We start from the raw sequence: 14,267 nt of genomic DNA on the forward strand, positions 1-14,267 counted from the left end.
GCGCCATCGCGCCAAGGAGGGCATCATGGCAGAGATCACATGGAAGTCGATTCTCACCAAGCTGGTCGGGGGAGACCATTTGAGCGCGGAGGAATCGGAGTGGTTCGTCGACGACCTGATGCAGGGCAACGCGAATCCGGCCGCCGTGGGCGCGGCGCTGGCCATGCAGCAGCAGCTCGGCCTGACCGCCGACGAGGTGTCCGGCGCGGCCAAGGCGATGGTCGCACACGCCGTGCCGCTGCACGTCTCCGGTGAGACCACCGACATCGTCGGCACCGGCGGCGACGGCTTCGCCACCGTGAACCTGTCCACCATGGGATCGGTCGCGGCCGCCGCGGCCGGCGTGAAGATCGTCAAGCACGGCAACCGCGCCGCGTCGTCCAAGTGCGGCGCCGCCGACGTGCTCGAGGCGCTCGGCCTGCCGCTGACCCTCACCCCTGAGGCGGTCGGCGAGGTCGGCGACGAGGTCGGCATCACGTTCGCATTCGCCCGCACCTTCCACCCGGCCATGCGCTTCGTCGGTCCGGTGCGCGCCGCGCTCGGCATCCCGTGCGTGTTCAACGTGCTCGGCCCGCTCACCAACCCGGCCAAGCCGGCGCATGTCGCCATCGGCTGCGCGAACCGCGCGATGAGCCCGATCATGGCGGCCGTGTACGCGGCCAACGGCCAGTCCGGCATGGTGTACACGTCGCACGAGGGTCTCGACGAGCTGGCCCCGACCGGTCCGGTGTCCGTGTGGGAGATCCGCGACGGCAAGGTCAGCGAGACCGAATTCGATCCGACCGTCGAACTGGGGCTGGCGAAGATCGACGTGGCGACGCTGCGTGGCGGCGAGCCGGAGGTCAATGCGGCGGCGTTCCGCGACTTCGTTGCCGGCAAGGACATCCCCGCGCGTTCGACCGCGCTGCTCAACGCCGCGTCCGCGATCGTGGCCGACGGTCATCTGGTCGGCGATGGCACGCTGGGGGAGCGGTTCGCGCAGGCGTATGCGCTCGCGCAGGACGCCGTCGACTCCGGCAAGGCCGAGGCGCTGCTCGCCAAGTGGATCGAGACTGCGCAGGCCAAGGCCTGACGATTCCGTAAGCAATCCGTAAATAGTGGACATACTGTATACTGTCTGTCCCACTGTCTATTTTCTTCAACGGACGTACAGCCGATTTGCCTACCGCAATCGGCTGTATGTCCGTTAACGATATTGGCATGGTGACCGGTACGTTCGATCGGTCTAGCCAATGCGATTCGCGTAGCTCGGTCATACTCAACGGACATACGGCCGATTATCATGCGTAATCGGCTGTATGTCCGTTAGTCTATGGGACGTCTGCGGCTGCCGTGCCGTACGGCAGTTACGACGCTACACCCGCGCGCCGTCGTCGGTGTAGCCGTTGCGCGTCTCGGTATGCCCCTTGTGCTGGATGATCAGGCCGGCCGCGCCGATGATCGCGCATGCGCCGAACACCGTGCCCAGCAGGGCAGCCAATGCCGGCACGAACACCGAGGCGATCACGCCGACGATGCCGGCCACCAGCAGCACCCAGAACACCAGCTTCGACATCTTCACCGGGCCGATCTCGGGATTCGGCGGCGTGAAGTCGTCGCCGTACCGGTTCATCACGTCGTCCGTGTCCAGCCAGCTGGAGGCCGTGTTGTCGCGCGGTCCGCGGATGCGCGCGCCCAGCGGCCGCAGGTCATCGGTGAACGTGCCGTTGTCCAGATCGTTGACCGACAGCAGCGCCTCCTTCTCCTTGCGACGCGCGTGCTTCTCGAAACGTTTCGCATTGCGCGAATGCTCCACGTCCTTGAGATCGTCCGCATGCGCTTCGGCGAACGCGGCCCACGCGCTGTCGAGATCGTTCGCGTCGCCGTTCCCGGCACCGTTGTCCGACTGGGGTGTCGGCTGTTCTTCACCCGCATTGCTATTGTTGAGGTCAGTCATATCCACCACTGTAATCAGCGGCAATGCCAAGCGGCTGAAAGGAGCGTCGCAATATGCTCTACTGGTTCTTCGTCAAGACGCTGGGACCCATCGCCCGCCATCATCTCGGACCGTCCGTGTCCGGCCTGAACAACATTCCGCGCAAGGGCGGCGCGATCATCGCGGCGAACCATCTCGCCGTCATCGACGACGCGCTCATTCCGATCACCTGCCCGCGCATGGTGCACTTCATGGGCAAGGCCGAATACTTCGAAGGCAAGGGCATCAAGGGCAAGTTCAAGAAGTGGTGGTTCACGTCCGTGGGCGTGTTCCCGGTGGACCGTTCCGGCGGCTCCAAGTCGCTCGGCGCGCTGGAGCACGCGCGTGAGATCATCGAGGACGGCCACCTGTTCGGCATCCACATCGAAGGCACCCGCAGCCCCGACGGCAGGCTGTACAAGGGCCACACCGGCGCGGCGCGCCTCGCGTTCGAAACCGGCTGTCCGATCGTGCCGACTGCGATCATCGGCACGCGCGAACTGCAGAAACCGGGCACGGTCATCCCGCACAAGGGCAGAACGCAGGTGATCTACGGCAAGCCGATCCCGGTCGAACGCAAGGCCGACGTGACGCATGAGGAGCTGCGCGAGCTTACCGACCGCATCACCCGCGAGATCCAGGCCATGAGCGGTCAGGAGTATGTGGACGAGTATGCGCAGAAGGTCAAGGCGCAGCTTAAGGCGGAGGCGGAAGCCGCGGCCGAGGGTGAGGCCAAGCAGGCGTAAGCCACAGGCGGCAGGCGTAGGCCGAACGGGCATACCGAATACAGGCTAGTCCCAATACGGGCATAGCCCAGCGTCTCGCCAATACACCACAACCACAACGGACATGCAGCCGATTTTCCTATGGAAATCGGCTGCATGTCCGTTTCTTATGTCCGTTTATGCAGGTTTTCTTATGCGCTCTTATGCCCGTTTTCCTATGGCAAGATGCGGTAAACACATGGCGAAAAGAGGAGAAGAGAAGGAGCTTGAGAGAACGGTCTCACACGATCGTCAGCGTGATGACGGTGGGATTGCCATCGGTGTCGCGCAGCCGCACTGATCCGCCGTCGGACACGTCGTCATTACCGTTCTTGATCGACCGCACAGTGCCGAACAGGCCGCCGAGTACACGCTCGGTCTTGACCTTAAAGCCGAGTTTCTCGAGCTGTTTGGTCACGTCGCTTTCCTGCTTGCCGACGAGCCCGGACGGAATCGTCGCCGTTTCGGGACCCTTCGACACCACGACATCCACCGAATCGCCCCAGTGCAGCTGCGCGCCCGCATCCTGCGACGCGGACACCACCGATCCGGCCTTGACCTTGTCGTCGTACGCCTCGGTCACGTTCGCCGTCAGCCGCAGCTCCTCGAGCGCGGTCTCCATCTCGGCCTGCGTCTTGCCCACGATGTCGGGCATCGTCACCGGCATCGGCCCCTTCGACAGCACCACCGTGATCTTCGCGTTGTGCTTGAGCTTCAGCCCCGGTTCGACCACGTTGCCCGACTCGTCGGTGATGCTGATCGCCGCGCCGGCCGGCAGCGTCTCGTCGTACTGGTCGTTCGCTGCATCGTGCTGGATGTTGTCAAAACCTGCCTGCTTGAGCGCGGCCAGTGCGTCCTTGCCGTTGCTCGACGTCGCGTCGAGGATGTCGGACGGCACCGTGGCCGTCTTCACGCCCTTGGACACGACGACGGCCATCGTGCCGTCACGCTTGCTGATGCGAGTGCCCACGTCGGACGGTTCGGCCGAGATGATCGCGCCGGCCGCGACGGTGTCGCTGTATTCGTCGCTGGACGTGTACCTGATCTGCGCGTCGTGCAGCAGCTGCTCGTAGTCGGACCATTTCGCGCCGGTGACGCTGCACACCTTGCCCTGCGTGCAGGAGACGTCGCCCGGCTGGGGCACGGTCCAATAGCTGCCTGGCCCGAAGTTCTGCCACCATGTCGCGCCGCCGATCGCGCCGGCCACGGCGAGCAGCAGAACGATGATGGCGATGACGAGCGGCGTGCGCAGCTGGCGAGGACGCTTCGCCGGCCGCGGCGCAGCTGGCGAAGCGGACGAAGCCGCGTCGTTGTGATGCCCGGTCGTGTCGTCAGTGTGCGCGGCGTCGCCGGACGGCGCCGGGAAGGTCTTGGTCGGACTGGTCGCCAGTTCGATGTCGTCGAAGATCTGCGTGGCACCGGTATCGGCATGGATATCGGCATCGGATGATTCATGCGATGCCGACGTGACGGATGATGCTGCCGCGGCGGATGCGGCGTCGCCGGTCGGCGGAGCCGGGGGTCCGGTCAGGGTTTTTCCGTTCGACGTCAGCGCGACCGTCGCCTGGCCGTCGCCGACCGTTGCGGACGCGTGCGTATCGTCCGCCAACCGATCGGCGGACGGCTGGTTCGGGATCGGCTTATCCGCGGCGGGACGCACCGGCACCGCGATCGTGCCGTCGTCATCGCCCTGCGTGCGCGGACGACGATACGTCCACGACGGGATCGCCAGCGTGGACGTCAGATCAAGCAGCTCGTTCGACGCCGCCACCGCATCCGCCGGACGATCCTCGACCTTGCGCGCGGTCAGATGCGCGATGAACCTCGCGACCCCCGGATCGATGCCCGGGCACGGCACCGCGATGGGCGGCACGTCCTCATGCACGTGCTTGAACACGAGCGTCACCGGATTATCGGAGACGAACGGCACCTCGCCGGCCAGCATCTCCCACGCCATGATGCCCACCGAATACAGGTCGCCCTGCGGGGTCGCCTGGTTGTATTCGATCATCTCCGGCGCCAGATAGGCGGCGGTGCCCAGCAGCATGCCCGTCGACGAGAGCGTGGCCTGCGACGCGGCCTTCGCCAGACCGAAATCGGTGATCTGCACATGGCCGCGGTCGTTGAGCAGGATGTTCTCCGGCTTGATGTCACGATGCACCACGCCCGCACGATGCGCCGACGCCAGCCCGTCCAGCGTCTCGGCCACGATGCGCAGCGTCTCGCGCACGCTGAACGGCCCCTGCTCGTTCATTTCGCGGCGCAGGTTCACGCCGTGCACGAACTCCATGACCAGATAGTCGAGCCCGTCCACCTCGCCGGTGTCGTACACCTGCACGATATGCGGGTTCGCGATCGCCGCGGCCGACTTGGCCTCGCGGCGGAACCGCTCCACGAACTGCGCGCGGTGAGGGCCCTGCGCGAGCTGGGTGTGCATGATCTTGATGGCCACCGTGCGTTCCAGCCGCATATCCATGGCCTGATACACCGTGGCCATGCCACCCTCGGCGATTCTGCGGATGATACGGTAGCGCCCTTCGATCATCTGCCCTTCATGGGGGTGTACGGATTCGCTCATGGTGCGGTTCGGTTCCTTGCTACTGCTGATGTCAGGACTCATATCAGAACTCACGTGTCCTGCACACAGTGTACATGCAGCCGTACATTATTCGGTACCGTCGTCCAAGGATCATGCGGGACCATGCGTCTGCTCATGCCAGCGGCACGAACCGTGCGCATGCGGCCTCCAGCAGTGTCCTGCCGGTCTCGTCCAGACCGAGTCCGCCGATCGCGGCCCTGGACTCCCGCCACAATCCGGCGATGCGCTCGCGGGAGCGGTCGACCGCGCCGGTCGCCGTGAACATGCTGATCGCGCGGCGCACGTCGTCGTCGCTGCGCGACGGGGCCTCGAACATCGCACGCAGCGCGACACGTTCGTCGTCGTTCGCCGCGGCAAGCGCGTCGGCCAGCAGCACCGTGCGCTTGCCCTCGCGGATGTCCCCGCCGACCGGCTTGCCGGTGTTGCGGCTCGATCCGACCACGTCCAGCAGATCGTCCGCCAGCTGGAACGCGAGGCCGAGCGGCCGGCCGACCGCCAGCGCCTGCTTGCGTGCATCGCGCGGCGTGCGCCCAGCGGCCAGCAGCGCCAGCTCGATCGGCGCGATCGTCGTATAGCTCGCCGTCTTCCAACGGAACACGTTGAGCGAGGCGTCGGCCAGCGCCTGCGGATCGTCCAACGGCGTGAGCTCCACGGCCAGATCGAGCACCTGGCCGACCTCGACCTCGCGATGCATGGTGAGGAACGTGTCGACGAGCGCCGCGGCGTCGCCGAACCGGCGTGCGGCCGTATTGGCGATGGCGACGCTCGCGGTGGCCAGCAGGTCGCCGAGCATGATGCCCAGCCCGGTGCCGATCGGATCGCTGCGCGTGGCGGCGGCGAGCGCACGGTGCGCGGACGGCTTGCCGCGGCGCAGGTCGGAGTCGTCGATGATGTCGTCGTGGACGAGGGCCGCCGTCTGGAACACCTCGATGGCGCAGGCCAGATCGAGCATGGCGTCGTGACCGCCGTCGGCGTCCTGCGCCGGCGTCGCGCCGGCGGCCGCGGCGTACGCGTCGAGCGCCAGCAGCGCGCGCAGCCGCTTGCCGCCCTCGCTGGAGGTCACCGCCTGCGCGACCACCTCGTCCATCACCGTGCGGCATGCGGCGGCGACCGCATCATCGTTCGCCGCGGCCAGATAACCGCGCACCAGCGCGACGATGCGCGACTCGATCAGGGCCTTGTTCATGTCAACACTCATGCCCCCAAGGTTATCCACATGGGTTGTCGAACACAAGAACGTTGCAATGCCGCCGTTCGCTACCGTTCGACCACATAGGTCGAAAACCGGCCGCCGGGGCGCGCCGAACGGGCACAGTGGAAGGTGACGCGCATGGTGCGCGCATGGCGGCCCGGCCACGCCCGCCGCCATCGGACGATCCACACAGGAAGGATGATCATGGACACGACGACGATGCGACGCACGGCCGCCATACGACGGCTGGACCGCGGCCGTAACGCGGACCGCGACGGTGACACGCCGTTCGACGAGAGCGGACTGGAGACGATCACGCGACGGTTTCGCGCCGCACGGATGGAACACGGGCGGCGCAAGGCCGACGAGGCATGGGTGCGCGGGCCGTTCGCCGCATGGCTGGGCAATCTGGCCGCCGGTGCGAGTGATCCGTGCGACGCGACGCTGCACGACGACCATGTCGCGTCGATCGCGGTCGGCATGCGCGAGTCGCTGCCGATCCGCGACGCGCTCATCGTGTCGCTGCTCGCCGCTCGGCCCTGCGACCGTGCGACGATGACGGCATGCGCCGCCGACCCGCACGGCGCGGCGACACGGCATCTCATGGCCGACCTGATGTCGACGGCGTACGAACGCCCCGACCCGCCGGACTTCGCCCGGTGCCTCGCGGGCCTGTCGATGCTGGCGCAGATCGCGCGCGGGGTGCCGCCGCGCTGGCGCGTGCAGCCGATTGCGGCGCTCGCCTACGTGCTGTGGTGGCTCGACGACGACCTCGCGGTGCCGTACGCCTTGGAATGCCTGGCCTTGGACGGCGATTGCACGCTGGCCGGCATCGTCGTGTCGACGGTTGAACGGGGCGTGTGCCCGGCGTGGTGCCGATAGGGACGCGGGGTGGTTTTCCGTTCGCTGGCGGAACAACGGGAATAATCGTCCTTGGAGGGTGGTTTACTCCAATAGTTGACGATTTGCCCTTGCCAGAAGTGCGCCCTATGTGGTATAAGCGCGACTGGCAGGATCATGCAGGAGGATGAACTTGGCCAAGAAGGATGCGACGGCAACCAAGGACAACGCCGAAGAGAACGAGAAGGCGACGTCCGCGAAGAAACCCGCCGCCAAGGCGAAGAAGAAGACCTCGGCGAAAACCGCTGCGACACGCAAGACCGCCTCCGACACCAAACGCAAGGCCACCGCCAAGCAGGACGAGCCCAATGAGGTCGACGAGAAGGTCGATGACGATCTGGACGAGGACGACGACCAGGACGTCGACGCCGATCTGGACGATCTGGACGAGGATCTGGACGACGTCACCGATGATGACGACGATCTGGACGACGAGGACGACTCGGACGATCTGGACGACGAGGACGTCGACGATGACGAGGAGGACGACGAGGACGAGCCGAAGGCCAAGGAGATCGAGACCCCGAAGGCCAAGGGCGCGTTCGTCGTGCGCGACGACGATGACGACGACAACCTGACGCCGTCGGGCAACCCGAAGCGCCGCGTCATCGCCGCCGGCGCCACCGCCGACCCGGTCAAGGACTACCTCAAGCAGATCGGCCGCGTGAGCCTGCTGAACGCCGAACAGGAGGTCGACCTGTCCGAGCGCATCGAGGCCGGCTTGTACGCGCAGCACCTGCTCGACACCGAATCCGACAAGATGGACTTCAAGCGCAAGCGCGAGCTCAAGTGGGCCGCGAACGACGGCAAGAAAGCCAAGGACCACCTGCTCGAGGCCAACCTGCGACTCGTCGTCTCGCTCGCCAAGCGCTACACCGGCCGCGGCATGCTCTTCCTCGACCTCATCCAGGAAGGCAACCTCGGCCTGATCCGCGCCGTCGAGAAGTTCGACTGGAAGAAGGGCTTCAAGTTCTCCACCTACGCGACCTGGTGGATCCGTCAGGCCATCACCCGCGCCATGGCCGATCAGGCGCGCACCATCCGCGTGCCCGTGCACATGGTCGAGGTCATCAACAAGCTGTCCCGCGTGCAGCGCCAGATGCTGCAGGATCTCGGCCGCGAGCCCACGCCCGACGAGCTGGCGCGCGAGCTCGACATGCCGGTCGAGAAGGTGCAGGAGGTGCAGAAGTACGGCCGCGAGCCGATCTCGCTGCACACCCCGCTCGGCGAGGACGGCGATTCCGAGTTCGGCGACCTCATCGAGGACACCGACGCCATAGCGCCGTCTGACGCGGTCGCGTTCTCGCTGCTGCAGGAGCAGTTCAAGCAGGTGCTCGAGACGCTCAGCCCGCGCGAGGCCGGCGTCATCAAGATGCGCTACGGCCTCGAGGACGGCCAGCCGAAGACCCTCGACGACATCGGCCGCGTGTACGGCGTGACCCGCGAACGCATCCGCCAGATCGAGTCCAAGACCATGTCGAAGCTGCGCCACCCGTCGAGGTCGCAGACCCTGCGCGACTTCCTCGACCAGTGACCCGCTCCCGTGCTCCCCGTCAAACAGGGAGCACGATTTTTTCCCACGTGTAGACCGAACAAGGAGAACCATGCCCGAATCCTACGGCGCCGACAGTCTTACCGTGCTCGAAGGCCTTGACGCGGTGCGCAAGCGCCCCGGCATGTACATCGGCACGACCGACAGCCAGGGCCTCATGCACTGCCTGTGGGAGATCATCGACAACTCCGTGGACGAGGCCCTCGCCGGCGCGTGCGACCACATCACCGTCACCCTGCACACCGACGGCTCCGTCGAAGTGGCCGACAACGGCCGCGGCATCCCCGTCGACGTCGAACCGAAGACCAAGCTCACCGGCGTCGAGGTCGTGCTCACCAAACTGCACGCCGGCGCGAAGTTCGGCAACGCCTCGTACAACGCCGCCGGCGGCCTGCACGGCGTCGGCTCGTCGGTCGTCAACGCGCTGAGCTCACGACTCGACGTCGAGGTCGACCGCGACGGCAAAACCCATCACATGGCCTTCCATCAGGGCCACCCCGGCGTGTACACGGACGCCGACCCCGCGCATCCGTCACCGGACTCGCCGTTCAAACGCACCCGTAAGAACAAGCCCACCGAACTCGAGATCATCGGCAAGGTCAGTCCCCGGACCACCGGCACGCGCATCCGCTACTGGGCCGACCCCGAGATCTTCAACGACACCGCGCAGTTCAGCTACGAGCAGCTCATCGACCGCGTGCGGCAGACCAGCTTCCTCGTGCCCGGACTGAAGATCACCGTCATCGACGAGCACATTCCCGAAACCGGCGACGCCGGCATCGACGAACTGCGCGAGATCGACGACATCGTCCCGCCGGACGCGACGAACGACACGGCCGCCGATACGTCGGCGACGGACACGGATGCCGCGGACGATGCCACGGCGCCGCTGCTCGATGGATTCACGGAAGCCGCCGCGACGTCGTCATCGGCCGGTTCCGCCGCCGTCGCGGTCGCCAAGGCCGACGAGGCAGGCCACACGCACCGCCGCATCGAGGAATTCTGCCACACCGGCGGTGTCAAGGACTTCGTCGACTTCCTGTCGAACGGCGAGCCCGTCTCCGACATCTGGCGCATCAGCGGCCAGGACACGTACGTCGAGGAGACGCAGGCCGTCGGCGAGAACGGCGAACTGCACGCGCAGAAGGTCAAGCGCGACTGCGGCGTCGACATCGCGCTGCGCTGGGTCAACGGCTACGACACCGTGATCCGCAGCTTCGTCAACGTCGTCGAGACGCCCGGCGGCGGCATGCACGTCGACGGGTTCCTCAACGGCATCACCAAGCAGATCCGCAAAACCGTCGAAGACAACGCGCGCAAGCTCAAGGTCAACCTCAAGGACCCCGCACAGAAGGTCGAACGCGACGACATCACGGCCGGACTCGTGGCCGTCGTCACCGTGCGCATCGCCGAACCGCAGTTCCAAGGCCAGACCAAGGACGTGCTCGGCACCGCGCAGGTGCGCCCGATCGTCACCAGAATGACCGACAAGCAGTTCGGCGAGATGATCACCGGATCGAAACGCGGCTACAAGGAACAGTCCGGCCGCGTGCTCGACAAGATCGTCGGCGAGATGCACGCGCGCATCCAGGCGCGCAAGACCAAGGAGGTCACGCGCCGCAAGAACGCGCTCGAATCCGCGTCCATGCCGCCGAAGCTGTCCGATTGCCAGCCGGGCAACGACGACGTGGCCGAACTGTTCATCGTCGAGGGCGACTCCGCGCTCGGCACCGCCAAGGCCGCGCGCAACTCCGCGTTTCAGGCGCTTCTGCCGATCCGCGGCAAGATCCTCAACGTGCAGAAGGCGTCGCTCGCGCAAATGCTGTCCAACAAGGAATGCGCGGCGATCATCCAGGTCGTCGGCGCCGGCTCCGGCCAAAGCTTCGACATCGAACAGGCGCGGTACCACAAGATCATCATGATGACCGATGCCGACGTCGACGGCGCACACATCCGCATCCTGCTGCTCACCCTGTTCTACCGGTACATGCGCCCGCTCATCGAAGCCGGGCACGTGTACGCCGCCGTGCCGCCGTTGCACCGCATCGCGCTCGCCGGCTCGCACAAGGGCGAGTTCATCTATACGTACTCCGACGACGAACTCGCCGGCAAGCTCGCCGATCTCGACCGCCGGCACATCGCGTACAATCCCGACATCCAACGATACAAGGGTCTGGGCGAGATGGACGCCGACCAGTTGGCGGACACGACGATGGACCCGCGCACGCGCATGCTACGCCGCATCCGCATGGAGGACGCCGCACAGGCCGCGGGCATCTTCAGCCTGCTCATGGGCGACGACGTGCCGCCGCGCAAGCAGTTCATCGTCGACAACGCCGATGATTTCGACCGTTCCAAGATCGACACCTGATCCTGAACGACATTCGCCCCTCTCCGCCTGTACGACGGGGAGGGGCGAACCGTTGGTACCGTCTGCCGCTACTCGTGATGCTCGCGGCAGGTCTGGCCGAGCCGACGCGACAGGGCGATCGGGTCAAGCAGCGCATCCAGCTGCTCGGCCGGCAGATCGGTGCGCTCGCCGGCGACCTCGCGCACGGACCGTCCGCTGACCGCCGCCTCCTTGGCGATGTCGGCAGCATGCTCGTAGCCGATCGCATCGTTGAGCGTGGCCGCGATCGACGGCGAATACTCGGCGTAACGGCGGCCCACGGCCGCGTTGATGGTGATGCCGTCCACGCAACGTTCGCGGAACATCGCCATCGCGCGGGTGAGCAGATCGATGCCGCCGAGCAGCGCGTGAATCATCACCGGGTCGAACGCGTTGAGCTGCAGCTGGCCTTCGGACGCGGCCCAGGTCACGGTCGTGTCCATGCCGAACACCATGAAGCAGCACTGGTCCACGCATTCGGGGATGACCGGGTTCACCTTGCCGGGCATGATGCTGCTGCCCGCCTGCCGTGCCGGCACGTTGAGGTCGTTGAAGCCGTCGTGCGGACCGGAGTTGAGCAGGCGCAGGTCGTCGGCGGCCTTCTTGAGGTGGATCGCGAGGTTCTTGACGGTCTGCGAGACGGCGATGTACGCGCTCATGTCCGTCATCGCGGCGATCGGGTCGGGCGCGGCCGTGATCGGCAGTCCGGTGATGCGGGCGAGATGCTCGGTGGCCGCCTTGCGGAAGCGCAGGTCGGCGCAGATGCCGGTGCCGATGGCCGTCGCGCCGAGGTTGAGCGACATGAGCTGCGGCACGACGCGTTCGAGCTCCCCGGTGTCGGCCTTCATGAAGCTGGCGAACGCGTGGAACTCCTGACCGTAGGTCATCGGCACGGCGTCCTGCAGCTGCGTGCGGCCGATGGTCACGTCGTTGGCGTGCCGGTCGGCGAGGTCGTGGAACGCGCGCGCGAGCTTCTTCGTCTCCTCGGCGAGCGGGCCGAGCGCGTCGATCAGCGCGAGCTTGCAGGCGGCCGGATACGTGTCGTTCGTGGACTGGCTGTGGTTCACGTCGTCGTTGGGGTGGATGTAGGCGTAGTCGCCGCGGGCGTGGCCGGCGATCTCGAGCGCGCGGTTGGCGATCACCTCGTTCATGTTCATGTTCGTGGAGGTGCCCGCGCCGCCCTGCAGCACGTCGACGGGGAACTGGTCGGCGAGCCCGCCAGCCTCGATTTCGAGGCAGGCCGCGATGATCGCGCGCGCCTTGTCGCGGTCGATCAGGCCGAGCTCCTCGTTGGCTTCGGCGCAGGCGCGCTTGACGGTGGCATAGGCCTTGACGAGCTGGGGATGCGCGGAGTCGGGGATGCCGGACACGGTGAAGTTGCCGATCGCGCGTTGGGTGTGGATGCCCCAGTAGACGTCGTCCGGCACCTCCATCGTGCCGATACAGTCATGTTCCAGCCGGGTCCGTCGCGTCGCGTCGTTCGTGCTCATCGTGTGCTCCTTTATTCGGCTCGTGGCCTTATGTTCCGTCACCATCATGACGGGTTTGCGCGCGACATGCCATAGTTCGCCGTGCGCGAAGGCGATGTGATCCGCGACACGCCGTAGATTACCGACTGGTAATTATCGACGGGTTCGGATACCATGTGTACGAACGTACACTATCGATCGTCGAATATCGAAGGGGTCCCGATGGTCAATCTGCTGCTCGCCGTGATCTACATCGCCTTCATCTCCTTAGGGCTGCCGGACGCGCTGCTCGGCGCGGCGTGGCCGACCATGAGCCAGACGCTGGGCGCGCCCGTTTCGTGGGCCGGCGGCATCTCGATGACGATCTCCGCGGGCACGATCGTCTCGGCGCTGCTCAGCGACCGCATGACGCTGCGGTTCGGCGCCGGCCGGGTCACCGCCGTGTCGGTCGGCATGACCGCCGCCGCGCTGATCGGCTTCTCCATCGCACCGAACTACTGGGTGCTCATCGGCATGGCCATACCGTACGGCCTCGGCGCCGGCGGCGTGGATGCGGCGCTCAACAACTACGTCGCCATCCATTACGAAAGCAAGCATATGAGCTGGCTGCACTGCATGTGGGGCGTCGGCACGCTCATCGGCCCGTACGTCATGGGCTATGCGCTGTCCAACGGCCAGGGTTGGCCATGGGGCTACCGCTACATCGGCCTGCTGCAGATCGCGCTCACCGTCATGCTCGTGATCAGCCTGCCGCTGTGGAAATCGCGCAAGACGAGCGCGGCCGAACGGGCCGGCAAAGGGGCCGATGCCGGTGCCGACGCCGGCGCCGGCGCGGCCGCACCGTCCGAGCCGCGCAAACCGCTCGGACTCAAGGGCGTGCTCGCCATCCGCGGAGCCAAGGAGATCCTCGTGATGTTCCTGTGCTACTGCGCCATCGAACAGACCGCGATGCTGTGGGGCAGCAGCTACATGGTGCTCGCCGACGGCGTCGACAAGGTCACCGCCGCCAGCCGCATCGCCGTGCTCTACTTCGGCATCACCATCGGCCGCGCCCTGAGCGGATTTCTGACCATGAAATTCAGCGATCCCGCGATGATCCGCCTCGGGCAGGCGCTGATCCTCGCCGGCATCGTCATCATGCTGATCCCGCTGCCCGCGCACCTCGGCGTCTACGCCGGGCTCGCGGTGCTCGGCCTCGGCTGCGCGCCGGTCTACCCGTGCATCATCCACTCCACCCCGTCCTATTTCGGCGAGGAGAACTCGCAGGCCATCGTCGGCGTGCAGATGGCGTGCGCGTACGTCGGCACCATGCTCATGCCGCCGCTGTTCGGCCTGATCGCGCAGTACGTGACCATTCGGCTGCTGCCGCTGTACCTGTTCGCCTTCCTCGTGCTCATGGTCGTCATGCACGAATCGCTGCGCCTCAAGCGCGCCTGACGGCGCGGCGG

10 protein-coding genes are annotated in these 14,267 nt (G+C 66.3%); 6 read left to right on the forward strand and 4 right to left on the reverse strand.

Going from position 1 to position 14,267, the window contains the following annotated elements:
• The first annotated feature begins 25 nt into the window (after positions 1-25).
• On the forward strand, positions 26-1,072 hold the full coding sequence (trpD, locus tag DSM100688_RS01380) for an anthranilate phosphoribosyltransferase (RefSeq protein ID WP_152357373.1): 1,047 nt from the start codon (positions 26-28) through the stop codon (positions 1,070-1,072).
• 282 nt (positions 1,073-1,354) lie between these two features.
• On the opposite strand, the gene DSM100688_RS01385 is transcribed toward trpD, so the two are convergent.
• Positions 1,355-1,936, reverse strand: a complete 582-nt coding sequence (locus DSM100688_RS01385; RefSeq protein WP_152357374.1) for a hypothetical protein — start codon at positions 1,934-1,936, stop codon at positions 1,355-1,357.
• A gap of 53 nt (positions 1,937-1,989) precedes the next feature.
• On the opposite strand from DSM100688_RS01385, the gene DSM100688_RS01390 reads away from it, so the two are divergent.
• Complete coding sequence (locus DSM100688_RS01390; protein ID WP_152357375.1) at positions 1,990-2,700, forward strand: lysophospholipid acyltransferase family protein; 711 nt, start codon at positions 1,990-1,992, stop codon at positions 2,698-2,700.
• Positions 2,701-2,959: 259 nt separating this feature from the next.
• Here the strand turns inward: DSM100688_RS01390 and DSM100688_RS01395 are convergent, their stop codons facing one another.
• Both DSM100688_RS01395 and DSM100688_RS01400 read right to left on the reverse strand, forming a co-directional pair.
• Positions 2,960-5,296, reverse strand: coding sequence for a protein kinase domain-containing protein (locus DSM100688_RS01395; RefSeq protein WP_152357376.1), 2,337 nt, complete (start codon positions 5,294-5,296; stop codon positions 2,960-2,962).
• Between the two features lie 133 nt (positions 5,297-5,429).
• On the reverse strand, positions 5,430-6,515 hold the full coding sequence (locus DSM100688_RS01400; protein ID WP_152357377.1) for a polyprenyl synthetase family protein: 1,086 nt from the start codon (positions 6,513-6,515) through the stop codon (positions 5,430-5,432).
• 198 nt (positions 6,516-6,713) lie between these two features.
• Here DSM100688_RS01400 and DSM100688_RS01405 point away from each other — a divergent pair, with 198 nt between their 5' ends.
• The 3 genes from DSM100688_RS01405 (at position 6,714) to DSM100688_RS01415 (ending at position 11,332) form a co-directional block, all read left to right on the forward strand.
• On the forward strand, positions 6,714-7,391 hold the full coding sequence (locus DSM100688_RS01405; RefSeq protein WP_152357378.1) for a DUF4192 domain-containing protein: 678 nt from the start codon (positions 6,714-6,716) through the stop codon (positions 7,389-7,391).
• Between the two features lie 151 nt (positions 7,392-7,542).
• Positions 7,543-8,943, forward strand: a complete 1,401-nt coding sequence (locus tag DSM100688_RS01410) for an RNA polymerase sigma factor (protein ID WP_152357637.1) — start codon at positions 7,543-7,545, stop codon at positions 8,941-8,943.
• A 70-nt stretch (positions 8,944-9,013) separates the two neighbouring features.
• A complete protein-coding gene (locus DSM100688_RS01415; RefSeq protein ID WP_152357379.1) occupies positions 9,014-11,332 on the forward strand; it encodes a DNA gyrase/topoisomerase IV subunit B in 2,319 nt (772 codons plus the stop codon).
• 68 nt (positions 11,333-11,400) lie between these two features.
• Here the strand turns inward: DSM100688_RS01415 and DSM100688_RS01420 are convergent, their stop codons facing one another.
• Positions 11,401-12,840 (reverse strand): aspartate ammonia-lyase, encoded by a 1,440-nt coding sequence (locus tag DSM100688_RS01420; RefSeq protein ID WP_152357380.1) that lies wholly within the window; start codon positions 12,838-12,840, stop codon positions 11,401-11,403.
• 201 nt (positions 12,841-13,041) lie between these two features.
• On the opposite strand from DSM100688_RS01420, the gene DSM100688_RS01425 reads away from it, so the two are divergent.
• Positions 13,042-14,256 (forward strand): MFS transporter, encoded by a 1,215-nt coding sequence (locus tag DSM100688_RS01425; RefSeq protein ID WP_152357381.1) that lies wholly within the window; start codon positions 13,042-13,044, stop codon positions 14,254-14,256.
• The last annotated feature ends 11 nt before the right edge of the window (positions 14,257-14,267 follow it).

This window comes from Bifidobacterium ramosum, from assembly GCF_009299505.1.
GTDB lineage: Bacteria > Actinomycetota > Actinomycetes > Actinomycetales > Bifidobacteriaceae > Bifidobacterium > Bifidobacterium ramosum.